Source organism: Blautia sp. OF03-15BH (genome assembly GCF_003463065.1).
GTDB lineage: Bacteria > Bacillota > Clostridia > Lachnospirales > Lachnospiraceae > Limivivens.
Map to the genome: position 1 here is coordinate 26,641 of NZ_QSCM01000010.1, position 24,116 is coordinate 50,756.

A 24,116-nucleotide genomic window follows, 5' to 3' on the forward strand; every position below is an offset into this window, starting at 1 on the left:
TCAGCCGATCGCACCATTGGTGACAGTGCTGAAGTATTTAGCAAGAGTCGGGCAGTTAGCAAAACGAACCGCACCGTTCTTTGTGAAGATAACGCTTCCTGCTGCACCTTCAGAAGTGAAGCGGATTGCGCTGTTAGATACTCTGATGTTGGAAAGGGTAACTTTTACATCACCACAGGCCAGAGTCAGAGTACCTGTGAATCTGTGTACAGATTTCAGATTCTCGGTAGCTGTTGCAAGTCCGCTGAGAACGGCTTTCATAGCCTGAGCGTCAACATTCTCATTGATGCCAAGGTTCTCGAACTCTTTACCGGCATAGATCTCAGACTCGATACGGTTACCGTTTTTGTCATAGATTCTCAGACCGCCTTGGTCAAGGACTTTAACGGTAAACTCGCTGAACTCGATCGTCTTTTTGCTCTCCGGAATCACGTTGTTATTTTCAACACCGGCTACCAGAGCATTGATCTGATCTTTTGCTTTTTCCGGATTAGACCATTTGATATAGCTCTTACCAGCTACTTTATCAACAGTCTTGTCGTCGTCAACCTTGCTTACCTGAGCAGCTTTTACAGTTACTTTGATGGTAGCAACTTTTTTACTTCCGTCAACAGCTTTTACTTTAACAGTAGTAGTTCCCGGCTTTTTCGCTTTCAGAACACCATTCTGGAAAGTAACGATGCTGGAGTTGGAAGAATCATATCTCAGATTCTTGCAGGTAGCAGTACTCGGAGTGATCTTGGTGGTCACTTTCAGTCTCTGGCCAACTGCCATGGTTACGTTGTTGGTAGATGTCTTTAGAGAAGTGATCTTTTTCTCGATATCTTTTACAACGAAACGAACGGTAGCAGATTTCTTTGCATCGGCTTTGGAAGTAACTGTGATTCTTACATTACCGGCTTTTTTGAAATATACCTTACCAGAAGCACTTACTGTAGCAACTTTAGGATTGTTGCTCTTAAAGGTAACTGCTTTGCTGCTACCTTTGGTAACCGTTACGACCGGTTTCAGAGTCAGGCTGTTAACAGCCCCTTTTCCTCTGTAAATATGGTAGCACGGTACCTTCTTGTTAACAGTGTGTACTTTGGAAATGGTAGAACGAACCGGTTCAGCAACGGAAACACTCTTTACTGCTGCCTGTGAGCTGATACCCAGAGCCATGGTCATGGAAGCAGCAACTGCAAAGGTCTTCACAAACTTCTTCATTCTCTTTTCCCTCCTTAAATATTTTTATTTGGCGGTGCGCACAATCGCCCACCATGTTTTGCATTATAGCACACATTAAAAAAATTTTCCATGTTAATTCTCAACGATTTCTTACCTAATAACACATAATTTTATATATTTGTTATAAAATCCGCTCTTTTCTTCTCTTCGAGCGATTGCTTATTCCTCGATTTTCCCAGAAAAAATGCACTTTTTTGTCTTCAAAAGAGCCTTGACAGAGTTTTCTTTTTGTACTAAAAAAAATACAAGAAAACACTATTTTACGAAAGTTTTCCTTCTTTCACAGTGATGTTCTAATTATGTTTTTACCATGTTTTGCAATCTATTTCTTAACATTTCACTGGACTTCACTTTCTGTATATGCTACAATAGATACATGAGAACCTGTAAATCCTCAGATAAGGAGGGTAACGAAAATGAGTGATCGGGAATTATTGGAACAACTGTTAAACGAACTCAAAGAAGTCAAGGAAACGCAGAAAGCAATCATTGAAAAGCTCGAAGTCGTAGACTTTAAATGCGATACGAACCGTAAAAAACTGGATGATCTGTCTCTTGATGTAAAATGGTCAGAAAAAGAGATCCGGAAAGACATTAAGCATTTACAGGATACAAGCGAAACTTTAGTTGTTGTTTTGCAGGGAAAAGGTTTGCTGCCCAAAGCACAATAAATAATCGTCTGAATCGTGTGAAGCCTGGTATATTATCAGAGCTTCACATTTTTTATGTAAAGGAACTTCTGGAAGATGTGCTTCTGGCCTCATTTTTTTCTCGTATTTTCTTGTTTAAATATAGCAAAAATGCCCAAAACATTGAATGATCTCATCCAGCATTTCAGGCATTTTACATAAAAAAATTCCATTTTATGGAGCTGAGGGGAATCGAACCCCTGTCCGAAAACCTCTCCATTGCGGCATCTCCCATCACAGTCATTTCTTTGACATTCCCTCCATCAGACGCCAAATGACAGGCTGCTGACTTCAGTAGCTTCATAAGTTCTTTTTATCCCGCAAAGCTTTGGAAAAAAAGTGCCTCACCGATTTGACGCCGGTGACTCGAGTGGTGAGCAGCCCGAGGCCGACGAGCAGCAGTTAAGCTGCTAACGCGAAATTATCGTTTGCGTTTAATTTTAAGTTCCGGTTTACTACGCGGTCCCGGCCCGCGGATGGCTTCCCCAACTTCAAAATCCCCGTCGAAACCAGTACAACCCCGGGTTGTGATCGATTGATCTATGCTGGTTCGCAAACGTGTATATATTGTATTTGATTTCTGTTTTTTTGTCAAGTTTTTTTTGTAATCGCAAAACAGACATTCGCAATCCGATATTCCAACGTTTCCTCTTCTCAGGATGCCAGTCTCCATTTCAGCAGTTCCAGAAGCTTTTCTTCGTAATCACTTCCTGTCAGATCTTCGCTGCGGCCGGCATTATGGAGATTGGTCTCCACACCTTCTTCCTGTTCATCGGCAAATTCCCAGATGTGATAACTGACTCCCCGGTAGATCAGATCAATACTTCCCAAACCGTCTTCTTCTGCATAATCAAATTCACAGTTATGTTCTTTTAATAATTCCTGTGCTTTTACAAGGCGCAATTTTCTTCCCCCCTTTGTTCTCCGGCTTTCTCACCGGAGATTACGGATCTTAAATTCTTTTTCTGCTTCTCTTCTCTGGTCTTTCTTGGCAATATCTTCCCGTTTGTCGTAAAGCTTCTTACCACGGGCAAGACCGATCTCCACTTTGACCAGGCTTCCTTTAAAATAGACTTTTAACGGGACAAGCGTAAAGCCTTTTTCTTTGATCTTCCCCATAAGTTTGTTGATCTCATAGCGATGCATCAGAAGCTTTTTCACCCGGAGCGGATCTTTATTGAAAATATTACCCTTTTCATAAGGGCTGATATGCATCCCGTAAACAAAAACCTCTCCATTTTCTATCCGGACAAAAGCTTCCTTAATGCTGCATTTTCCCATACGGAGAGATTTTACCTCCGTACCATGAAGAGAAACGCCGGCCTCAAAGGTATCGTCAATAAAAAAATCGTGATACGCTTTTTTGTTGTTTGCAATGAGTTTGATACTTGATTTTCCCATTCTTTTCTCCCCTTAATCTTCGCTGTCATATGCCAGGTAAAGCGGATATTCAAAATCGATGGTGCGTTCTTCTTTGCTTGCATCTGCCACCCGCACACGGATGGGCTGTCCCAGCTTGAAGACTCTTCCCGTATCCACACCGTACATTTCCATGGTATCTTCTTTATAATAATAGCGGTCGTCATAAAGCCGTGATACATGGATCAGTCCCTCCACCGTATTTGGAAGCTCTACATAGATGCCCCAGTTGGTGATACCGGAGATCACACCATCGAATTCTTCCCCGATATGGTCTTCCATATATTCCGCTTTCTTCAGCTTCAGAGTCTCACGTTCCGATTCATCCGCCCTGCGTTCTGCTTCACTGGTCTTCTCTGCCACTGAGGGAAGGATTTCCTCGTAATGCGTCCGCCGGATTTCTCCCATACGGCCACGGATGGTTTCTTTGATGATCCTGTGGATCTGAAGATCCGGATAGCGCCGGATTGGCGATGTAAAATGACAATAATAGCGGGATGCCAGACCAAAATGACCGGTACAGTCCGGACTGTACTTTGCCCGTTTCATACTCCGGAGAGTCAGACGACTGATCAGATCCTCCTCCGGTGAATCCGCGATCTTTGCCAGAAGCTTCTGAAGCTCCTTGGGATGGATCTCTTCCCGGTCTCCTTTGATGTAATAGCCAAAATTCTGGATAAAGCGCTGAAGGCTCTGGATCTTCTCCGGATCAGGTGTTTCATGTACCCGGTAAAGGAACGGGATCTCCTGCCAGTAGAAATCCTCTGCCACCGTTTCATTGGCTATGAGCATAAAGTCCTCAATAAGCTTCGTGGCATCGTTCCGTTCATAAGGAAGGATCTCCGTCGGATGACCTTTCTCATCCAGATGGATTTTTGCTTCCGGGAAATCAAAATCGATGGAACCGCGTTTTCTTCTCTGCTCCCGGAGAAGTTTTGCCAGCACATTCATTTCTTTCAGCATGGGAACCACATCCTGATAGGTTTCAGCAAGTTCCGGATCTTCGTCTGCCAAAATCTTTTTCACCTGTGTATAACTCATGCGATGGTTTGTACAGATCACACTCTCCACGATCTGATGACCGGTCACCTGACCTTTTTCATCAACATCCATCAGACAGCTTAAAGCCAGACGATCCAGTCCCTCATTCAACGAACAGATTCCGTTGGAAAGGGCATGCGGCAGCATGGGAATGACACGGTCTGCCAGATAAACACTGGTCCCCCGCTTCAAAGCCTCCCGATCCAGTGCACTGTTTTCCTGAACATAATTGGCCACATCCGCGATATGGACTCCAAGATGCCATCCAGCTTCATCCTTCGTAAGAGATACGGCATCATCCAGATCTTTGGCGTCCTCACCATCTATCGTCACCATGAGAAGATCTCGAAGATCAGTTCGCCCCAAGGTATCTGCTTCGGAAACAGGCACATTCATTCGTTCTGCTTGATTTAATACCCGTTCCGGGAACTCCAGGGGCAGATCGTGGGCATAGACCACGGAAAGGATATCTACTCCCGGATCATTGATATGACCAATGATCTTCACCACTTCCCCTTCCGGACTGCGGTTCTGATCACCATAACTGTTCAGATGTACCAGCACCTTATGGCCATTGACAGCTCCTTTTGATTTTTCAATAGGGACAAAAATATCCCGGGAAAATTTCAGATTATCCGGTACCACAAAGCCATAATTTTTCGATTGCTGATACGTACCGATAAGCTCGGTAATTCCCCGTTCCAGCACCCGGACAATCTTTCCCTCTCTTCTTCTGCCTGTACGTCCGGGTGTCACTGCCACCTGGACCATATCTCCCTCAAAAGCACCTCCTGTGCTTTCTTCCGGTATGAAAATGTCTTCTTCCTGACCTTCTATTTCAACAAAACCGAAACCTTTTACGTGAGCCGTATATTTTCCGGTAAGAAGATGGCTCTTGGCGATCTGGTATTTTCCCCGCCTGGATACTTCGATTTTTCCTTCAACGACCAGCTCATCAAGAACTGCCTCCAGCTCGCCTCGTTTCTCGCGGCTCACACCAAGAACCATGGCCAGTTCTTTGATCTTCATGGGGACATAGGTTTTGTCATGCATCAGGTCGTTGATTACTTTTTTCCGTCGTTCAAACTGTTCTTTTTCCATATATGAGTGGTCTCCTGTTCCTGTATGGTAAAAAAGCACCCTCGCAATATTGCAAGAGTGCTTCGGCCTTTTAACATAGGGATGTCACCGCCAGGCGACATGTCCGTTTAGAAATTCAGATTCAGAACAACAGCCAGTACCATAAAACCAACTGCCAGTCCGGTGGTGATCTTAACCAGCGCACCTTCCATGGAACGTCCTTTGTTCTTTCCCCAGTAAGTATCCGCCATACCGCTGATACTTCCCAGTCCCTGAGATTTTCCTTCCTGCATCAATACGAGAACGGTCAGAGCAATGCAAATAATAACAAAGATAACCGTTAAGATAGTTCTTAATACTGCCACGAGTCACACCTCCTATACCAAACATGTTCAGTTTAGCATAGGAGAGATCGATTGTCAATCCCGTATTTTGCTGTGTTTCCAAGGAAATCTTCGATTCGGAGAAGCCGGTTATATTTCGCTGTCCGTTCTCCACGACAGGGTGCCCCCGCCTTGATCTGTCCTGCGCCGGAAGCCACTGCTATGTCCGCAATGGTCGTATCTTCCGTTTCTCCGGACCGGTGGGAAACCACAGAGCGATAACCGTTTTTGCACGCCAGTTCCATGGTCTCAAAAGCTTCCGTTAAAGTACCGATCTGATTGACTTTTACCAGCACCGCATTTGCTGCTCCCAGGCGGATACCCTTTTTCAGACGTTTTTCATTGGTAACAAAAAGATCATCCCCTACCAGCTGCAGTTTTTTCCCCAGGGCTGCGTTTAAATGCCCCCAGCCTTCCCAGTCATTTTCGTCCAGTCCGTCTTCAACAGACCAAAGGGCAAATTCTTCTGCCAGAGTCTGATAATAATGGATCATTTCTTTTGTATCCCGGATGATCTCTTTTCCCTTCATCCGGCTTTCTCCCGGAAAATAATAGCCGCCTTTCGCCTCATCCCAGAGTTCGCTGGCTGCTGCATCCATGGCAAAACGGATTTCTTTTCCCGGCAGGTAACCGGCTGCTTTTGCTGCCCGGCTGAGATACTCCAACGCTTCCTCTGCCCCGGAAAGATCCGGAGCAAAACCGCCTTCGTCTCCAACAGCCACCGATAAACCGGCTTCATCCAGAAGTTTTCGAAGCTGATGATAGATCTCCACCGCCATCCTCAGTCCTTCACCATAGTTCTCTGCCCCTACCGGCATCACCATAAATTCCTGAAAATCCAGAGCACTTCTGGTATGGCAGCCTCCGTTGATGACGTTAAACATAGGAACCGGAAGTCTCACGGCCTGTGAACCGCCCAGATACCGGAAAAGCGGAAGCTCCAGTGATCTTGCTGCCGCATGAGCCACAGCCATGGAAACTCCCAGAATGGCATTTGCTCCCAGCCTTGCCTTATTTTCACTTCCGTCCGCACGGATCAGCTTCCGGTCGATCTCCGCCTGCTGATAGACATTTTCCCCGATGATGCAGTCTGCCAGGATCGTATTGACATGAGCCACAGCGTTCTGAACACCTTTTCCTCCGTAACGTTCCTCTCCGTCCCGTAACTCCACCGCTTCATACCGGCCGGTACTGGCTCCTGATGGAACGGAAGCACGTCCCACGGTACCATCTTCCGTCATGACTTCCACTTCAACCGTTGGATTTCCCCGGGAATCCAGGATCTCTCTTGCGTATACATCCAGGATTTCTGAATATTGATGCATAAAAAGACACACCTCCTTTTGGATAGTGTGTCCTGTCATGCCTCAAATAATACCCGGATTTCATCCGTTATTTCTCCGATCACACGGCTATGGATGAGAAGATGAAGAAGCCGCTTTTCTTCCGGCTTTTCCGATGCCTCTTCCAATGCTTTTTCAAAAACCGGGAGTACCAGATCTTTCACCTCTTTTACTGTAGCCATGGTTTTTACCTGTTCCAGAAGACCATCCGGATCCCCAAGCATGCGAAGTGCTTCTCCACAGGCGCAGCAATACTCACCTTCTGAGATCAGTGGACTCTCGGTGCTGCATTTTTTCTTATACTGAACTGCCTGTCTGACGATGTCGATAACCATAAACGTTCTCCCTTCCGTCCACACCAGAGGCATTTTGACAGATCCATGCCAAAATGCCCCGTTGGACAATGGTTACTGAATCGTTTTACATCATTTCTTGATCAGAAGGGATTTTCCTGTCATCTCTTTGGGCTGTTCCATTCCCATAAGCTCGATCAGTGTCGGAGCGATATCTGCCAGGCAGCCACCCTCTCTTAAGGTATAAGAAGGATCTGCATTTACCAGGATAAAGGGAACCGGATTGGTGGTGTGAGCCGTAAAAGGTGCACCAGTCTCATAATCGATCAGCTGCTCCGCATTACCGTGGTCTGCACAGATGAACATCTGGCCATTCACTTCTTTAATGGCTGCTACTGCTTTTCCTACACAGCTGTCTACAGTCTCCACTGCTGCAATGGCTGCTTTCTCCACGCCGGTATGACCTACCATATCCGGATTTGCAAAGTTGATGATGATCACATCATATTTCTGAGATTTGATCGCATCAACCAGTTTTTCGCATACCTCCGGTGCGCTCATCTCCGGTTTCAGGTCATAGGTGGCTACCTTCGGGGATTTTACCAGGATACGATCCTCTCCCTCGTTGGGTTCTTCCACACCACCATTGAAGAAGAAGGTAACATGTGCATATTTCTCAGTCTCGGCAATTCTTGCCTGCTTGAGACCATGTGCTGCCAGAAATTCGCCAAAGGTATTGGTGATTGCCACTTTATGGAAGGCCACTTCTTTGTTCGGAATGGTCTCGTCATAATCGGTGAAGCAGACATAAGTGGTCTGGATTCTCTTCTCTCTTGCAAAACCGTTGAAATCGTCACAGCAGAATGCACGGGTAATCTCTCTTGCGCGGTCCGGGCGGAAATTGAAGAAGATCACAGAATCACCATCCTCGATGGTCGCTACCGGTTTTCCGTTTTCCATAACAACAGCCGGCTCTACGAACTCATCGTTCTTGCCATTGTTGTAAGAATTCTGTACAGCAGCCACACCACTCTCGGCCGGAATACCCATTCCCTTTGTCAGTGCATTATAAGCACGCTCTACACGATCCCAGCGGTTATCACGGTCCATTGCATAATAACGGCCCATAACCGTAGCGATCTTGCCGACACCAAGTTCTGCAAGTTTGTCCGTAAGCTCCTGTACATAGCCTTTACCGGACTGGGGCGGTGTATCACGGCCATCCAGGAAGCAGTGTACATAAACGTTCTCAAGCCCCTCTCTCTTTGCCAGCTCCAGAAGGCCGAACAGGTGGGTGATATGGCTGTGTACACCACCATCGGAAAGAAGACCGAACAGGTGAAGCGCCGTACCATTGTCTTTTGCATTCTTTACTGCATGAAGAAGAGCTTCATTCTTAAAGAAATCACCGTCCTGGATCTCTTTGGTGATCCGGGTAAGCTCCTGATATACGATGCGGCCTGCACCCATATTCAGATGACCTACCTCAGAGTTACCCATCTGACCTTCCGGAAGGCCTACTGCCATTCCACTTGCAAGACCTTTTACATAAGGGCACTCTGCCATCAGCTGATCCATTACCGGAGTATTTGCCTCTTTTACAGCATTTCCCTCTACTCTATCGTTGAGTCCGTAACCGTCGAGAATCATTAATACAGTTGGTTTCTTACTCATTTGAATTCTCCTTATCTTTCTGTTTTTTTCCTATTGATGATGCAGGATCGCGGAAGCTGCCTTGCAGCGGCGCAATCCGTATGCACCAGTGTCAAAAGTTCAAAAAACCTCCTCGTCTGCACGATAAGGCTTTTGAACCCGAATCACATAAAATGTGCGATGCAAAAGATCCCATAGCGACTCCTTTTGCATCGTCCATATTTTAACTGATTTTCTTCCTTCCGTCAATACTTTCACGAAGTTATATCTGGCCGTACACACGAATCATGGAAGAAATCTCCCCCACTGCAGACATACCGGAGATCACTGCCAGTGAATCCTGGAAATTTTTCTCCTTTACTTCATCCGTGATGACCACGATCTCTGCCCTGTTTTTCTTTTTACTCTTCTGGATGATCTGGGAAATGCTGACATTGTTATTGCCAAAAACGCCTGCAATATTAGCCAGAACGCCACTGCGGTTTTCCACCTGCATACGGAGAAAATATGCACTGGAGACATTTTCCATTTTCTTCATGGGGATCTCTTTATAACAGGTGCAGCCAATCCGGCCTCTGCAGTGAAAGACCATATTACGGACAGCATCCAGGATATCTCCGACTACTGCGCTGGCGGTCGGAAGTTCGCCTGCACCTCTTCCGTAAAACATGGTATCATCCACTGCATCACCATGGACAAAAACTGCATTGAAGGAATCCCGCACAGAAGCCAGCGGATGTGTACTCGGGATCAGCATGGGCTGTACTCTGGTCTCAATACCTTCCGGTGTGTTTTTCGCCATACCCAGAAGCTTGATGTCACAGCCCATTTCTTTGGCATAACGGATATCTGTCGCTGTGATCTTGGTGATACCTTCCGTATAGACATCATCAAATGTCACACGGGAATGGAAGGCAATGGACGCCAGGATCGCCATTTTCCTGGCTGCATCCAGGCCTTCAATATCTGCGGTAGGATCAGCCTCCGCATAACCAAGCTCCGTGGCAAGTGCCAGAGCTTCCTGAAATTCCATTCCTTCCTCTGCCATTTTCGTCAGGATAAAATTGGTGGTTCCGTTGACAATTCCCATCACCTCAGAAATCTGATTTCCGGCCAGACACTCCTTCAGAGGACGGATGATAGGGATTCCGCCTGCTACAGAAGCTTCAAAGAGAAGGTCAACTTTTGCTTCTGCTGAGGCATCCATCAGTTCTTTTCCGTGAGATGCCAAAAGATCTTTATTGGCTGTCACCACACTTTTTCCGGCATGCAGGGCATCCAGAATATAGCTTCTGGCAGGCTCAATGCCGCCCATGACCTCCACAACAACAGAAATCTCTGGATCCTCCAGAATACTCTTCCATTCTGTGGTAAGGACAGAAGGATCATCCAGCTTTTCTGCCGCTTTTTTTGTGTTCCGTACAAGAATTTTTTTCAGTTGGATTTCCGTACCTACCTTATGGGAAATTTCTTCTTTCTGTGCTTTCAATACTTTATAGACACCGGTACCCACCGTTCCAAGTCCCAGCAATGCGATCTGAACATTTTCCATTTTTCTTGTCTCCTTCCTGGTAAACCCAACAGTTTTCTCTTTTTATTGTTTATCCCCAAAAACGTTTCCCTATACACCCTTTAGCAGCCTGCGATGCTCACATCCTCCAGCAGGACAGCACAAGGTACAATAAAGTTGTTGATCTGTCTGGTTTCCTTTGAAAATTTCATATTCTTCAGAATTTTACCGTAATTTCCGGAGAGAGAACCGCCAGTCACAGACTGTCTCGTTTTTCCGTCGGATTCGTAACCCAGCCGGATCTCTCCTCCGAAGCTTCCGGACACCGGATCCATATCAAAACAGCTGAATTCTGTGATCTCCAGATGCGGGATTTTTCTGAGTTCTGCTTCCGAAAGATCACCACCGGAAACGATCATGTTATTCATAGAAGTGGTATGATCCATTTTCATATAATAAGCATGCTGTGTACTTCCCCAGAAATTCCTGCAGACACCATCCTCAAAGAGCAGTCGTTCCTTCACCGGATTTCCATCGCTGTCATAAGGTTCCTTTCTTGTGGAGCCTTCCATTTCAGGAACCAGACGGATGGTTAGTGGATCCGCTTCTTCTCCTGTCATTTTTTCACCGATCCTGGCCTTCGCTACGCCCATGTACTGATTGTAAGCATTGGAATGTGCTGTAAAATAACGGAAAAATTCCGCCACATCGTCTCCGGTCAGAAGAATCGTTCCATGCTCCTGCTGTGTAGTGGGCTTTGCGTTCAACCGGTCATGTCCACTGAGAAACAGTTTTTTTGCCTCTTCTGTAACTCTTGCGGCATCCTCTGCTGAAAAACAGATTTCCCTTAAGAGCTCGATCTCATGTCCGTCTTTCTCTACATTGATCACCAGTTCTGTCTGACAGTCACTGCCAGAAAAGCTCACATCCACTCCTCTGGAATTACGGATGCGGGTCTTTTTCTGATTGACAAAAACCTCACAGGAATTCACTTTTTCATCCGTTTCTGTCCGTACTGCCTGAAGAGTTTTGATGATACGGATCAGAGCTTCATCCAAATCTGACGCTGATTTTTCTGCCACCTCAGCTCTGGTGCCTGTTACCACCGGATACCAGGGATTTTTTACAAATTTTGCCGCAAAAAGTGCCGCCTGGATCTCATGCTCTATCTCCTCCTGCGTACTGGAGGGATGGATCTCTTTTGTGGCGCTTCCACGGAATTTGCCGTCTTCACTGTCTACGTAGACCGTCACAAAGGTATGGCAGACTTCTTTGGCTCTGCCCATATCCAGCTTCCGTCCGATAAAAAAGGCTTCTCTGGAGCAGGTAGTCGTCTCACGGATCAAAAAATCACTGGCTCCGCTTCTTTCCAGAATCTCATACAATTTATCCATTATCCCAACCTCACTTTACATTTCAGGTATGGGCCGCCGTCACTGACCTTCACCCATTCTTTGTACCCTTTTCCACAGGCTCCTGTTCCGAAAAGTTCCACCTTTTCAGAACGCATGGTGATACTCTTCAAAAGATCCGGCACATAACCGGTAAGTGTCAGCGGACCGACTACTTTTCCGGTAAGCTTTCCGTCTTTGATCTCTCTTCCCATGGAAACCATACACTGAATTCCCCAGTGCTTGGGATCCTCCATCCCTGACTGGGCTCCCTCCAGAAGATAACCTTCCTTGATGGAAGCGATCATCTCATCCAGAGTATTCTCCCCTGCGGTAAAAAATGTATTTGTCATACGAGTATAGGCTTTTCTCTCAAAACTCTCTCTTTTGCCGTTTCCGGTCGGAGCGGTTCCCAGACGCAGTGCACTCAGAAGATCACTGATACCCGTCACCAGTGTTCCGTTTTCAATAATCGTCGTGTCTGTTCCCAGTGTTCCTTCATCGTCAAAAAGATAACTGCTGACTTCTGCAGCACTGGCAGCGCCATCCTTCATGGAAGTAATATCAGAAGCTACTTTTTTGCCCAGATATTCTTTTGCAAGAGCCCGTTCCTTTACAAACATGTCCATCTCCACGCCATGACCGAAAGCCTCATGTGCGATCAGACCGGTGACCTCCGGAGCAGTGATGACATCATACATGCCGGGAACTACAGGATCTGCATGAAGCTTCTCATCCAGAAGTTTCAAGAGTTCATCTACGGTACCACCGATCTCATCCAGGAGTTCTGCTCCCTTCAGACCGGAAAAGCCACGGAAGATCATATCCTGCTTTTCCCCGTCGGCACCAATGGCCGCTGCCATGCCTTCTGCAAAAGCATACGTCTGCATAAGGTCCTTTTTTTCTGAAAGGAACAGTTTGTTCACATGTGCAAACTGGGCAGCCACCCGGAAATCAATAACAAACTTTCCTGCTGCTCCCGTATCACTGATCTTTTTCAGCCGCGCCAGGATTTCTTCCGGAGAAACAGCCATCGGATCCTCTCCGATCTCTCCACTCATGGTCTTCTCCATCTTTTCTTCATGGATCAGCGGAGCTTCCATTTTTTCCATTCCAAGTGCTTCCATTGCAGAAAGCTCTTTCTTCAGAGTACCCGTGATTTTGGCTGCCAGTTCCTCAATTTCTTCGTATTCATTAAATGAGTATTCCATATAGCAGCTGTTTTCGTATACACGAACCACAAACCCGCGTTCATTGAACCCATAATCGCCGACGCTGGTCTGACGCTGCCCCACCAGATAAGTTGTACCGGTGACATCCGTACACAGTACGCTGACATAGGCAAATTCCTTTTTCAAAAGCCCGATGAGCCTTTGCATATCCGGTTTTACCGCTGTCAGGTATTCCGACATTTTCACCTGCATGCGTTTTTCCTCCTTACTATCGTCCCATTATTCTATTACATAATAAAGCTTTCTGCTTTCCATGGCAAGTACGGAACGAAAAAAAGCCGCTGAATGTTGGTTTTTCCCCATTCAACGGCTTTTATGCATTACTTATCGATTATTTGTAGTTAACGATCTTTCCGAAATCCGGTTTCAGAGCGGCTCCGCCTACCAGACCACCATCGATATCCGGCTGAGCAAAAAGCTCCGGAGCGGTTGCTGCATTTACAGATCCGCCGTACTGGATACGGATAGCCTCTGCAGTTGCCTCATCATAGATTTCAGCGATACATTTACGGATCTCTCCGCAAACTTCCTGAGCCTGCTCGGTAGTAGCAGTTTTTCCGGTTCCAATTGCCCAGATCGGCTCATAAGCGATAACAGCCTCTTTTGCCTGATCTGCAGTCAGTCCCTGGAAACCGATCTTAACCTGCTGACGGATGAAATCCATGGTAACACCCTGCTCTCTCTGCTCAAGAGACTCACCACAGCACATGATCGGAGTCAGACCATGCTCAAAAGCTTTTTTCATCTTTTTGTTGATATCTGCATCGGTCTCACCAAAGTAACCACGTCTCTCAGAATGACCAAGGATAACATATTTCACACCGGCATCAACCAACATGTTCGGAGCGATCTCTCCGGTATATGCACCTTTCTCCTCAAAGTACATATTCTCAGCACCTACCTGGATGTTGCTGCCTTTCACAGCCTCAACAACCGGTACGATATCGATAGCCGGTACACAGAATACTACATCTGCATCCTCAGTAGCTACCAGCGGTTTTAAGGTCTCAACCAGAGCAACTGCCTCACTCGGAGTCATGTTCATTTTCCAGTTGCCTGCAATAATTTTCTTTCTTGCCATGATTAATCGATCTCCTATCGAATTCTTATGTTTTCAGGAGCCGGTGAAACCGGCTCCCATATCATTTTTTATACTCAGTCTTTATCGTTAGCTGCTGCTACGCCCGGAAGCTCTTTTCCTTCCAGGAACTCCAGAGAAGCGCCGCCGCCGGTGGAGATATGAGTCATCTTGTCGCCATAGCCAAGGATATTTACTGCTGCTGCAGAATCACCGCCACCGATGATGGTAGTAGCATCGGTCTCAGCCAGTGCCTTGGCAACAGCCTCGGTACCATGTGCGAAATTCGGCATCTCGAAGCATCCCATCGGTCCGTTCCATACAACGGTCTTCGCATCTTTCACTGCTGCTGCAAAGATCTTCTCCGTCTCCGGTCCGATATCCATTCCTTCCCAACCATCAGGAATCTCGCCACGTTTTACAACCTGGATGTTGCAATCGTTGGAAAAGCTGTCACCGATACGGTTATCAACCGGAAGAAGAAGTTTTACACCTTTCTCCTCCGCTTTTTTCAGCATGTTTAAAGCATACTCCATATAATCATCCTCGCAGAGGGAAGTACCGATGTGACCGCCCAGAGCTTTGGAGAAGGTATAAGCCATACCACCGCCGATGATCAGAGTATCAACTTTGTCAAGAAGGCGCTCGATCACAGAGATCTTACTGGAAACCTTAGCACCACCCAGGATAGCAACGAAAGGTCTTTCCGGATTCTCTACAGCATTGCCAAGGAAATCGATCTCTTTCTGCATCAGATAACCTACTACGCAGGTATCTACAAATTTGGTAACGCCAACATTGGAGCAGTGCGCTCTGTGAGCGGTACCGAATGCATCGTTTACGAATACATCACAAAGGGAAGCCAGCTCTTCAGAGAACTTGTCCTCATTCTTGGTCTCTTCTGCACGATAACGGGTGTTCTCCAGAAGGATCACATCTCCATCTTTCATTGCAGCTACAGCAGCTTTTGCGTTCGGACCTACCACTTCCGGATCAGCAGCAAATTTTACTTCCTGACCAAGAAGCTCAGAAAGACGTACAGCTACCGGTGCCAGAGACAGCTCAGGCTTCGGCTCTCCCTTAGGTTTTCCAAGATGGGAGCAAAGGATCACTTTTCCACCGTCAGCGATCAGTTTCTTAATGGTCGGAAGAGCTGCTACCAGACGGTTCTCGTCAGTGATCTTTCCGTCCTGAAGGGGAACGTTGAAATCGCAGCGAACCAGGACACGTTTTCCTTTCACATTGATATCATCAATAGATTTTTTGTTAAGCATGGGAATACCCTCCTTAATTCTTTGTTTTCTCGCAAAAAAGGGTCCGGTCCAAATCGACCGGACCCTTTTATGAGCCTTAGTTTACAGAAATTCTTATTTCTCCAGCAGTTTACCGAAGTATTTGATTGTTCTGCACATCTGGCTTGTGTAGGAGTTCTCATTGTCATACCAAGAAACTACCTGAACCTCAGTAGTACCATTCTCCAGCGGAAGAACCATGGTCTGAGTTGCATCGAACAGAGAACCGAATCTCATACCAACGATATCGCTGGATACGATCTCATCCTCGTTGTAACCGAAGGACTCATTAGCAGCAGCCTTCATAGCAGCGTTGATCTGCTCTTTGGTTACATTTCCTTCAACAACAGCAGTCAGGATGGTGGTAGAACCGGTCGGGGTCGGTACACGCTGAGCAGAACCGATCAGTTTGCCGTTCAGCTCCGGGATAACCAGTCCGATTGCTTTTGCAGCACCGGTGCTGTTCGGAACGATATTGATAGCAGCTGCACGGGATCTTCTCAGATCGCCTTTTCTCTGCGGGCCATCCAGAGTCATCTGATCACCGGTGTATGCATGGATGGTGCACATGATACCGGATTTGATCGGAGCCAGGTCGTTCAGAGCTTTTGCCATCGGAGCCAGGCAGTTGGTGGTACAGGAAGCTGCAGAGATGATGTTGTCATCTTTGGTCAGGGTCTCATGGTTTACATTGTAAACGATGGTCGGAAGGTCATTACCAGCCGGAGCGGAAATAACAACTTTCTTAGCGCCTGCATCGATATGAGCCTGTGCTTTTGCTTTGGAGGTGTAGAATCCGGTACACTCCAGAACTACATCAACACCGATCTCTCCCCACGGAAGCTCTGCTGCGTTTGCTTTTGCATAAATTTTGATCTCTTTTCCATCAACAGTGATAGAGTCCTCACCAGCGGTTACAGTATCAGCCAGTGCATATTTACCCTGAGTGGAATCGTATTTCAGTAAGTGAGCAAGCATTTTCGGGGAAGTAAGGTCGTTGATTGCTACAACCTCAAAACCTTCAGCGCCAAACATCTGTCTGAATGCAAGACGTCCAATACGTCCGAATCCATTAATCGCTACTTTTACTGCCATGATAATATTCCTCCTAAAAGTAATTTGATAGTTTCATGTAAATGCGTCTTCAAGTCTCTTTCAGCAGATTGTTAAAGATACATCAACTTGTTTTTATTTTACCTAATTCATCCAGAAAATTCAAGTCCCATTTCAAATTTTATTCTCTTTTTAGAGTTTCGCTTTACATTCCTTCCATTTTTCTATATGATGATGCCAGGGTACAAAGGTGCAAAAACCGTTCGTGCTTGCACGATAAGGGTTTTGACCTTGGGACCCGCCAAACATTCGAAAGCAGCGATTTACGCAGTAAATCAGCAAATCATTATAAGGAAAGAAGGTTTGTCATGGCAGTTGATTTTCATCTGCACTCCGCGTTTTCCGGAGATTCTGAAGCTCCTATGGAGCAGATGATCCTGGAAGGGATCAGGCGCGGGCTCCGGACCATGTGTTTCACGGAGCATATGGATCTGGATTACCCGGAAGAGCCGGGACTTTTTGAAGTAAATACAGAAAGCTACCGTGAAAAATTTCTTCAGATGAGAGAAAAATACCAGGACCAGATCGAGCTGCTTTTCGGTATTGAACTGGGACTCCAGCCTCATCTTGCCGAAACTCACAGGAACTATCTGAATGAATGGCCCTTTGATTTCGTCATCGGTTCCTCCCATGTTGTTCACGGAAAGGATCCCTACTATCCTGCTTTTTATGAAGGAAAAGAAGAAGCACAGGCCTATCGGGAATATTTTGAAAGTATCCTGGAAAACCTGGCTGTTTTTGATGAAATGGATGTCTACGGACATATCGACTATGTTGTCCGTTATGGTCCAAATAAAAATCAATATTATTCTTATGAAGCTTACCGGGAGCTTCTGGATGAGATCCTGAAGGCACTGATCCGTAAGAATATCGGTCTGGAACTCAACACTGCCGGCTATAAATACGGACTTGGACATCCGAATCCCACAGAAGCGGTTCTGAAAAGATATGCAGAGCTGGGCGGAGAAATCCTTACCATCGGTTCCGACGGCCATGCTCCGGAACAGCTGGCCTGGGATTTCCGGAAAATCCCCTCTCTTCTGAAAGAATGCGGTTTCCGGTATTATACGGTATTCGAGGAACGAATGCCAGTCTTTTACCCGGTGGAAACATTCTGACAAAAATCCCGCAGACGGTTGCCGGTCTCATTTCCGGCCCTTCTGCGGGATTTTTTATAAAGATCAATATTCCTCTTCTTCTGTCTCCTCACCCTCATGGATGTCTGACTTGGGTTTCTTCAGTCCTTCGATCTTGATATCATGCTTCTCTGCATAATCCCAGAGTGCTGCATGGATCGCCTCTTCTGCAAGCAGAGAACAATGCACTTTTACAGGCGGCAGTCCATCCAGAGCTTCCATTACGGCTTTATTGGTCACCTGAAGAGCTTCCTGAATGCTCTTACCCATGACCATCTCGGTTGCCATACTGCTGGTGGCTACTGCTGCGCCGCAGCCAAAGGTCTTGAACTTACAGTCTCTGATGATGCCATCCTCATCAATATCCAGGTAAATTCTCATAATATCACCGCATTTGGCATTTCCTACGGTACCCACACCGCTTGCATTCTCGATCTCTCCTACGTTTCTGGGATGCTGGAAATGATCCATTACTTTTTCACTGTACATTTTCTATTCCTCCAAAATGATCTTCTATTACTTCTGTTTCTTGATAAAATCTTCGTAAAGCGGAGACATGCTGCGGAGTTTGTCAACGATCTCTTTCAGGGAATCCACAACATAGTCCATATCTTCCTTGCTGATCTCTTCATTCAAAGTCAGGCGCAGAGAGCCGTGAGCGATCTCATGAGGCAGCCCAATGGCCAGCAGCACATGAGAGGGATCCAGAGAACCGGACGTGCAGGCAGACCCGCTGCTTCCACAGATTCCTTTCATATCCAGCATGATCAGAAGGGATTCTCCCTCCAGGAACTGGAAGCTGAAATTGGCATTGTTCGGCAGTCTCTTCGTACGGTCACCATTCAGACGGCAGTACGGGATTTCTGTCAGCACACGCTCAATGAGATAATCTCTGACTTCTCTCTCTTTTGCGGTACGCTCTTCCATGCTGTTCATGGCACGTTCCACTGCTTTGCCAAACCCTACGATACCAGGAACATTTTCTGTACCGGCACGACGTTTTCTCTCCTGGGCTCCGCCATGTACAAAGCTTCTGATCTTTACGCCCTTCCGGATATAAAGAAATCCGATCCCTTTGGGACCATTTAATTTATGTCCGCTGGCACTGAGCATATCGATATGACAGGCATCTACATGGATGGGCAGCTGGCCAAATGCCTGAACGGCATCTGTATGGAAAAGAATTCCATGCTCTTTTGCAATGGCTCCGATCTCTTCAATCGGCTGGATCGTTCCGATCTCATTGTTCGCAAACATGACAGAGATCAGGATGGTATCCGGACGAATAGCCTTTTCCAGCTCATCCAGTTTTACCACACCATTTTCATCTACATCCAGATATGTGATCTCAAAACCGCGTTTTTCCAAATATTCACAGGTATGAAGGATCGCATGATGCTCGATCTTGCTGGTGATGATGTGTTTTCCTTTAGAAGCATATGCTTCTGCAGTCGCCTTCAATGCCCAGTTATCAGACTCGGAACCACCTGCAGTAAAGTAGATCTCCTCCGGTTTTGCCCCGAGAGAATCAGCTATGGTCTTTCTTGCAGCATCCACTGCCTGTTTGCTTTTTCCTGCAAACTCATAGACACTGGACGGGTTTCCATAATATTCCGTAAAATAAGGAAGCATTGCCTCTACTACTTCCGGTGCGGTCTTTGTCGTAGCCGCATTATCAAGATAAATTAATTTTTTCATGATTTTTCACTCCTTGCACATGGCTCATTGGTTTTATCTGCCGTATGGATCTGTGTCGTCTTCTTCACACGTCTGCTTTCTCTGATCAGATCGGATAAACGGATCTCATCTACAGTCTTCTGAATACTTGCATTCATCCGCTCCCAGACATATTTAGTCACACAGAACGAAGATTCCTCACAGCCGTCCGCCCGCTCTCCCGGACATTCCACTGCTTTTAAGCTTCCCTCCAGAGCCCGCAGGATATCTCCCACGGAAATCTCACTGGCAGGCTTTGCCAGATAATATCCTCCGGAGGCGCCTCTGATACTGGTCACCAGACCGGCCTTTTTCAGTTTTGCCATAAGCTGTTCCAGATAGCCCTCGGAAATATGCTGTCGTTCTGCTATACTATTCAGGGAAACCGCTTCGTTTTCACTGTAGACAGCCAGATCGATCATGGCACTTAAACCATAACGGCCCTTTGTTGACAACTTCATGGCATCTTCCCTCCGTCAGCACTTTTCAATTCCAACTATTTTGCTAGGTTTTGCATTAAAAATATAGCACTACCATCCGGTTCTGTCAAGCCCCCATACTGCATAAACTGAAAGAAAACGGTTGGTTTTCCATGAAACATAAAAAAGCCATCCTGCGTGGTGCTTTCCTTCTCACTGCCGCAGGCTTTCTGAGCCGGATCATGGGCTTCTTCTACAGAATATTCCTTTCAAGGAGCATTGGTGCAGACGGCCTCGGACTCTACCAGATGATTTTTCCCGTCTTTGCTCTGGCTCTTTCTTTTACCTCTGCCGGTCTGAATACCGCCGTCTCTCATCAGGTTTCCAGAAAAAATGCCCTCGGAGATAAAAAAGGGGTCTGGGAAGTTTTTTTCACAGGGGCCGTACTCTCTCTCCTTCTTTCCGGTTTTGCAGCAGGATCGCTCTGGCGCTGTGCAGGAGTTCTGGCAGAAACTTTCCTGAAGGATATCCGCTGTGAAGAGCTTCTGAAATATCTGGCGCTCTCTCTGCCCTTCGCCTCTCTCCATTCCATCGTCACAGGCTGTTTTATTGGAAGGAAAAAAGCAGGTCTTCCAGCCCTCTCTCAGCTTTTTGAGCAGGCGGTCCGCATCCTTTCTTCCCTGCTGCTCTGGCAGATTTTTCTGAAAAAAGAGCTCTCACCAAGCCCGCTTATTGCCGTAGGCGGCATACTGGCCTCTGAAGTTCTGACCAGTCTTTTCACTCTTCTCCTGCTTCTTCTTCAGAGTCCTGTTTTTCCACTGCCATCTCCTGCTGTTATGAAAAGAAATATGGAACGGCTGTCGGAAATTGCACTCCCTGTCAGTATGAATCGTTGTATCCTTGGGATCTTTCAAAGCGTGGAAGCTGTTCTGATCCCGCTGAGACTTCGCCTTTTCGGCTATACCGCCACAGAAGCCTACCGTCATTACGGCACGCTCACAGGCATGGCTCTCCCTCTGGTTCTCTTTCCCTCTGCCATCACCGGAGCTGTCTCTTTGCTGTTGATCCCGGAGATTTCCGAGGCAGATGCGTTAAATGACCGGCAGGCGATCCTGCGTACGGCCAGAAATACCGTTTCCGGCTGCCTGTATCTGGGTATTTTCTGTACCGGCGGCTTTTTTCTGTTCGGGAAAGAACTCGGTCTTTTTCTCTTTCAGAGTGAAGAAGCCGGCAGTTATATCCGGATCCTTGGCTGGATCTGTCCTTTTTTATATCTCGGAACCACTCTCGCCAGCATCCTGAACAGCCTCGGAAAAACGACGGCCGTCTTCTTTCAGAATCTTCTGGGAATTCTGATCCGGATTTTTTTTGTCTGGTTTTACATTCCACGATCCGGAATTTCAGGCTGCCTTCTTGGGCTTCTCATTTCCCAGCTTGTAACGGCACTTTTGTCTCTCCGAACGCTTTTGAAAGCCGTACCGGAATTTGAATTATCCACAAAGGATCTGCTGCTTCCACTGCTTTTTCTGGGATGGAGCCTGTTCCTTGTCATGCTGGCCGACCGGATCCTGCCCGTTATCATTTCTGTACCTTCTCCGGGCTCCGGCACGGCTCCGTTCCTGCTTTTTCTGCGGGGAGGTATTTTTGCAGCCTCCTATACACTCCCCGCTTTTATCCGCCTGGAAAACACCTTTGGCTTTTCTTTCCCTGCAAGGTTCAGACAAAAATAAGAATTTTTCCCTTGCCAGAACTTTTTTTCTATGCGATGATGATAAAAAAGGAAAAAAGTTCCGGCAGGAGGATGATTCATGAAACAGAAATTTAAAACCACGTTCTGTCTTCTGGCTGCGGCATTCTGTCTTCTGTTCCCGGTGAAGGGACAGGCAGCAGATGCCTATGAATGGGTGACTGATACACTCAATGCACGGATCCAGTATGTGAATACGACTACAGGAGAACCTTTGAAATCCCAGTTCAAAAAGATCAAGGGCTATACGTATTATTTTGACAAGAACGGCTACGCAGCCACCGGTTTTACTAAAATCGACGGTTTTTATTACTACTTTGACAGCACCGGCGCCATGCTGAGAAGTGAATGGCGTGCAAACCGCTATTTTCTCTCCAATGGCCGTATGGCTGTCAACCAGTATGTGAAAGATGTTTCCGGGCGCGTCTATGTCGGAAAAGACGGTACCCCGGTAGAAAATTATTCCAAGTCCCGTCCCGCTAAATTCATCAAGGATTCCAAGGGGTTCCGATACCGTAATCTCGATGGCACGTATTCCCGGAAGACCTGGCAGTGTATCAAAGGATCCTGGTATTATTTTTATTCCAGTGGCTATATGGCACGGCGTACCAAGCTCGGCAGATATTATGTAGGGATCAATGGCAAAATGGTCACCAATAAATGGGTAAAGATCGGAAATTACAAATATTACTACGGTGCAGACGGAAGAATGAAAAAGAAGATCCGGATCAAATCCTCTTCCTCCGGTTCCTCCAGTCCCGTAGTGAATATCAATTAAACGAAATCAAAAAACTTTTCACGAAAAAACTCCGGTGCGGAAGATCCGCTCCGGAGTTTTTGTGTGAAGCTGATATTTATTTTCTTCAGGGTACCAGCCAGTTGTACATCTCTTCGTATTTCTTTGCAGAAGCCTTCCAGGAGAAGTCCGCTGCCATGGCACGGTCAATGATCTTATTCCATTCTCTCCGTTTGTCATAGTAAACAGACATGGCATATTTGATGGTATTGAACATTTCATGCGCATTATAATTGGTAAAGCTGAAACCGGTTCCGGTTCCATCATACTCATTATAAGGAATTACCGTATCCTTTAATCCTCCGGTCTCACGAACGATGGGAAGTGTTCCGTAGCGGAGACTCATCAGCTGGCTCAGTCCACAGGGCTCAAAGAGAGACGGCATTAGGAATGCATCACAGGAAGCGTAGATCTTATGAGACATCGGTTCTGAATAGTAAATGTTTGCAGACACCTTGCCAGGATATTTCCAGGCAAAATGGCGGAACATATTCTCATAGCGCTCTTCACCGGTTCCCAGAACGACCAGCTGAACATCCTGCTGACAGAGCTCATCCATCATATAGGCAATGAGATCAAAGCCTTTCTGATCTGTCAGACGGGAAACCACACCGATCATAAATTTCTTATCATCCTGCTCCAGTCCCAGTTCCTCCTGCAGAGCCCGTTTGTTTTTCACTTTTTCCTTACGGAAATTTTTAATGTTATAATTCTTCGTAAGGAAAGCATCCGTTTCCGGATTGTATTCATCGTAATCAATTCCGTTTACGATTCCTCGAAGATCATTGGAACGGGCATTGAGAAGACCGTCCAGATGCTCTCCGTAAAACGGAGTCTTGATCTCTTCCGCATAAGTGCTGCTTACGGTTGTAATGGCATCTGCATAAACCAGACCGCCCTTGAGATAGTTCGCGTCTCCATAAGCTTCCAGCTTATCCGGAGTAAAATAATAAGCCGGAAGGCCGGTGATGTTCCGCACGGTCTTTACATCCCAGACGCCCTGGAACTTCAGGTTATGTATCGTCATTACAGACTTGATGCCACGGTAGAATTCATTGTCGCTGAACTGATCCTTCAGGAAAACAGGGATCAGACCTGTCTGCCAGTCATGGCAGTGGATAATGTCGGGTCGGAAGTTAATATCCGGCAGAATGGAAAGAGCTGCTTTCGAGAAAAATGCAAATTTTTCAATATCTTCATAAATGTTTCCATAGGGCTTGGGACCGGCAAAATAAAATTCATTGTCAATAAAATAGTACTGGATCCCATCATAGTTCATTCCCAATACACCCACATACTGACTTCTCCAGCCAAGATCCATATAAAAATGAGTAATGTATTCCAGTTTTGATTTGAATTCTTCCTTCATGCACATGTACTTGGGAAGGATCACTCTGACATCAAAATATTTTTTGTCAAAACACTTTGGCAAAGACCCGACCACATCCGCCAATCCTCCCGTTTTGATAAACGGAACACACTCGGAAGCGATAAATAATACCCTCTTCATACTTCATCCTCCTGTTTCTGATAGTTCTTGCTTATAAAAGATATTATA

At 46.4% G+C, this 24,116-nt stretch carries 22 protein-coding genes and 1 other RNA gene; 4 read left to right on the forward strand and 19 right to left on the reverse strand.

Annotated features, from left to right (window positions below):
• Complete coding sequence (locus DXA57_RS11405) at positions 1-1,206, reverse strand: Ig-like domain-containing protein (RefSeq protein ID WP_117767502.1); 1,206 nt, start codon at positions 1,204-1,206, stop codon at positions 1-3.
• A 437-nt stretch (positions 1,207-1,643) separates the two neighbouring features.
• Between DXA57_RS11405 and DXA57_RS11410 the strand changes: the two genes are divergently transcribed.
• A complete protein-coding gene (locus tag DXA57_RS11410; protein WP_117767503.1) occupies positions 1,644-1,898 on the forward strand; it encodes a hypothetical protein in 255 nt (84 codons plus the stop codon).
• Positions 1,899-2,090: 192 nt separating this feature from the next.
• Here the strand turns inward: DXA57_RS11410 and ssrA are convergent.
• The 14 genes from ssrA to gap form a co-directional block, all read right to left on the reverse strand.
• Positions 2,091-2,438, reverse strand: a transfer-messenger RNA (tmRNA) gene (gene ssrA / locus DXA57_RS11415).
• Between the two features lie 132 nt (positions 2,439-2,570).
• Complete coding sequence (locus DXA57_RS11420; RefSeq protein WP_117767504.1) at positions 2,571-2,819, reverse strand: kinase; 249 nt, start codon at positions 2,817-2,819, stop codon at positions 2,571-2,573.
• 30 nt (positions 2,820-2,849) lie between these two features.
• Positions 2,850-3,317: an SsrA-binding protein SmpB gene (gene smpB / locus DXA57_RS11425; RefSeq protein WP_117767505.1), complete on the reverse strand. Its 468-nt coding sequence runs from the start codon at positions 3,315-3,317 to the stop codon at positions 2,850-2,852.
• 12 nt (positions 3,318-3,329) lie between these two features.
• Positions 3,330-5,477 carry a ribonuclease R gene (gene rnr, locus DXA57_RS11430; protein WP_117767506.1) on the reverse strand — a complete coding sequence of 716 codons (2,148 nt, stop codon included), beginning with the start codon at positions 5,475-5,477 and terminating at the stop codon, positions 3,330-3,332.
• A gap of 107 nt (positions 5,478-5,584) precedes the next feature.
• Entirely contained in the window at positions 5,585-5,821 is a 237-nt protein-coding gene (gene secG, locus DXA57_RS11435) for a preprotein translocase subunit SecG (RefSeq protein ID WP_117767507.1), read from the reverse strand.
• 32 nt (positions 5,822-5,853) lie between these two features.
• Positions 5,854-7,164 carry a phosphopyruvate hydratase gene (gene eno / locus DXA57_RS11440; protein WP_117767508.1) on the reverse strand — a complete coding sequence of 437 codons (1,311 nt, stop codon included), beginning with the start codon at positions 7,162-7,164 and terminating at the stop codon, positions 5,854-5,856.
• A 35-nt stretch (positions 7,165-7,199) separates the two neighbouring features.
• Complete coding sequence (locus tag DXA57_RS11445; protein ID WP_158571309.1) at positions 7,200-7,517, reverse strand: DUF3837 family protein; 318 nt, start codon at positions 7,515-7,517, stop codon at positions 7,200-7,202.
• Positions 7,518-7,607: 90 nt separating this feature from the next.
• Positions 7,608-9,149, reverse strand: a complete 1,542-nt coding sequence (gpmI, locus tag DXA57_RS11450) for a 2,3-bisphosphoglycerate-independent phosphoglycerate mutase (protein ID WP_117767510.1) — start codon at positions 9,147-9,149, stop codon at positions 7,608-7,610.
• 241 nt (positions 9,150-9,390) lie between these two features.
• A complete protein-coding gene (locus tag DXA57_RS11455) occupies positions 9,391-10,680 on the reverse strand; it encodes a homoserine dehydrogenase (RefSeq protein WP_117767511.1) in 1,290 nt (429 codons plus the stop codon).
• An 80-nt stretch (positions 10,681-10,760) separates the two neighbouring features.
• Positions 10,761-12,032: a metallopeptidase TldD-related protein gene (locus DXA57_RS11460; protein WP_117767512.1), complete on the reverse strand. Its 1,272-nt coding sequence runs from the start codon at positions 12,030-12,032 to the stop codon at positions 10,761-10,763.
• Positions 12,032-13,453 carry a TldD/PmbA family protein gene (locus DXA57_RS11465; RefSeq protein WP_117767513.1) on the reverse strand — a complete coding sequence of 474 codons (1,422 nt, stop codon included), beginning with the start codon at positions 13,451-13,453 and terminating at the stop codon, positions 12,032-12,034. Before DXA57_RS11465 ends, DXA57_RS11460 begins: the two co-directional genes overlap by 1 nt.
• Positions 13,454-13,592: 139 nt before the next feature.
• On the reverse strand, positions 13,593-14,342 hold the full coding sequence (tpiA, locus tag DXA57_RS11470) for a triose-phosphate isomerase (protein WP_117767514.1): 750 nt from the start codon (positions 14,340-14,342) through the stop codon (positions 13,593-13,595).
• Positions 14,343-14,416: 74 nt separating this feature from the next.
• On the reverse strand, positions 14,417-15,613 hold the full coding sequence (locus DXA57_RS11475; protein ID WP_117767515.1) for a phosphoglycerate kinase: 1,197 nt from the start codon (positions 15,611-15,613) through the stop codon (positions 14,417-14,419).
• 93 nt (positions 15,614-15,706) lie between these two features.
• Positions 15,707-16,726: a type I glyceraldehyde-3-phosphate dehydrogenase gene (gap, locus tag DXA57_RS11480; protein WP_117767516.1), complete on the reverse strand. Its 1,020-nt coding sequence runs from the start codon at positions 16,724-16,726 to the stop codon at positions 15,707-15,709.
• Between the two features lie 326 nt (positions 16,727-17,052).
• Here gap and DXA57_RS11485 point away from each other — a divergent pair, with 326 nt between their 5' ends.
• A complete protein-coding gene (locus tag DXA57_RS11485) occupies positions 17,053-17,862 on the forward strand; it encodes a histidinol-phosphatase HisJ family protein (protein WP_117767517.1) in 810 nt (269 codons plus the stop codon).
• Positions 17,863-17,925: 63 nt separating this feature from the next.
• On the opposite strand, the gene nifU is transcribed toward DXA57_RS11485, so the two are convergent.
• From nifU to DXA57_RS11500, 3 genes are read right to left on the reverse strand one after another with little or no spacing between them, the layout of a single operon-like run.
• Positions 17,926-18,369, reverse strand: coding sequence for a Fe-S cluster assembly scaffold protein NifU (nifU, locus tag DXA57_RS11490; RefSeq protein WP_117767518.1), 444 nt, complete (start codon positions 18,367-18,369; stop codon positions 17,926-17,928).
• A gap of 27 nt (positions 18,370-18,396) precedes the next feature.
• On the reverse strand, positions 18,397-19,578 hold the full coding sequence (gene nifS, locus DXA57_RS11495; RefSeq protein ID WP_117767519.1) for a cysteine desulfurase NifS: 1,182 nt from the start codon (positions 19,576-19,578) through the stop codon (positions 18,397-18,399).
• On the reverse strand, positions 19,575-20,057 hold the full coding sequence (locus DXA57_RS11500; protein ID WP_117767520.1) for an RrF2 family transcriptional regulator: 483 nt from the start codon (positions 20,055-20,057) through the stop codon (positions 19,575-19,577). The genes nifS and DXA57_RS11500 overlap by 4 nt, the downstream gene beginning before the upstream one ends.
• Positions 20,058-20,188: 131 nt before the next feature.
• On the opposite strand from DXA57_RS11500, the gene DXA57_RS11505 reads away from it, so the two are divergent.
• Positions 20,189-21,745, forward strand: a complete 1,557-nt coding sequence (locus tag DXA57_RS11505; RefSeq protein WP_117767521.1) for a polysaccharide biosynthesis protein — start codon at positions 20,189-20,191, stop codon at positions 21,743-21,745.
• 78 nt (positions 21,746-21,823) lie between these two features.
• Positions 21,824-22,540: an N-acetylmuramoyl-L-alanine amidase family protein gene (locus DXA57_RS11510; RefSeq protein WP_117767522.1), complete on the forward strand. Its 717-nt coding sequence runs from the start codon at positions 21,824-21,826 to the stop codon at positions 22,538-22,540.
• Positions 22,541-22,625: 85 nt separating this feature from the next.
• Here the strand turns inward: DXA57_RS11510 and glgA are convergent, their stop codons facing one another.
• Positions 22,626-24,068 carry a glycogen synthase GlgA gene (gene glgA, locus DXA57_RS11515; RefSeq protein WP_117767523.1) on the reverse strand — a complete coding sequence of 481 codons (1,443 nt, stop codon included), beginning with the start codon at positions 24,066-24,068 and terminating at the stop codon, positions 22,626-22,628.
• Positions 24,069-24,116 lie beyond the last annotated feature (48 nt).

Coding starts and splice junctions, on each gene's coding strand:
- gap (WP_117767516.1), bottom strand. CDS start 16,726: ATGGCAGTAAAAGTAGCGATTAATGGATTCGGACGTATTGGACGTCTT.
- DXA57_RS11500 (WP_117767520.1), bottom strand. CDS start 20,057: ATGAAGTTGTCAACAAAGGGCCGTTATGGTTTAAGTGCCATGATCGAT.
- DXA57_RS11465 (WP_117767513.1), bottom strand. CDS start 13,453: ATGCAGGTGAAAATGTCGGAATACCTGACAGCGGTAAAACCGGATATG.
- DXA57_RS11505 (WP_117767521.1), top strand. CDS start 20,189: ATGAAACATAAAAAAGCCATCCTGCGTGGTGCTTTCCTTCTCACTGCC.
- rnr (WP_117767506.1), bottom strand. CDS start 5,477: ATGGAAAAAGAACAGTTTGAACGACGGAAAAAAGTAATCAACGACCTG.
- DXA57_RS11460 (WP_117767512.1), bottom strand. CDS start 12,032: ATGGATAAATTGTATGAGATTCTGGAAAGAAGCGGAGCCAGTGATTTT.
- nifS (WP_117767519.1), bottom strand. CDS start 19,578: ATGAAAAAATTAATTTATCTTGATAATGCGGCTACGACAAAGACCGCA.
- smpB (WP_117767505.1), bottom strand. CDS start 3,317: ATGGGAAAATCAAGTATCAAACTCATTGCAAACAACAAAAAAGCGTAT.
- tpiA (WP_117767514.1), bottom strand. CDS start 14,342: ATGGCAAGAAAGAAAATTATTGCAGGCAACTGGAAAATGAACATGACT.
- DXA57_RS11485 (WP_117767517.1), top strand. CDS start 17,053: ATGGCAGTTGATTTTCATCTGCACTCCGCGTTTTCCGGAGATTCTGAA.
- eno (WP_117767508.1), bottom strand. CDS start 7,164: ATGCATCAATATTCAGAAATCCTGGATGTATACGCAAGAGAGATCCTG.
- DXA57_RS11510 (WP_117767522.1), top strand. CDS start 21,824: ATGAAACAGAAATTTAAAACCACGTTCTGTCTTCTGGCTGCGGCATTC.
- DXA57_RS11410 (WP_117767503.1), top strand. CDS start 1,644: ATGAGTGATCGGGAATTATTGGAACAACTGTTAAACGAACTCAAAGAA.
- DXA57_RS11475 (WP_117767515.1), bottom strand. CDS start 15,613: ATGCTTAACAAAAAATCTATTGATGATATCAATGTGAAAGGAAAACGT.
- DXA57_RS11455 (WP_117767511.1), bottom strand. CDS start 10,680: ATGGAAAATGTTCAGATCGCATTGCTGGGACTTGGAACGGTGGGTACC.
- gpmI (WP_117767510.1), bottom strand. CDS start 9,149: ATGAGTAAGAAACCAACTGTATTAATGATTCTCGACGGTTACGGACTC.
- glgA (WP_117767523.1), bottom strand. CDS start 24,068: ATGAAGAGGGTATTATTTATCGCTTCCGAGTGTGTTCCGTTTATCAAA.
- DXA57_RS11445 (WP_158571309.1), bottom strand. CDS start 7,517: ATGGTTATCGACATCGTCAGACAGGCAGTTCAGTATAAGAAAAAATGC.
- DXA57_RS11405 (WP_117767502.1), bottom strand. CDS start 1,206: ATGAAGAAGTTTGTGAAGACCTTTGCAGTTGCTGCTTCCATGACCATG.
- nifU (WP_117767518.1), bottom strand. CDS start 18,369: ATGTACAGTGAAAAAGTAATGGATCATTTCCAGCATCCCAGAAACGTA.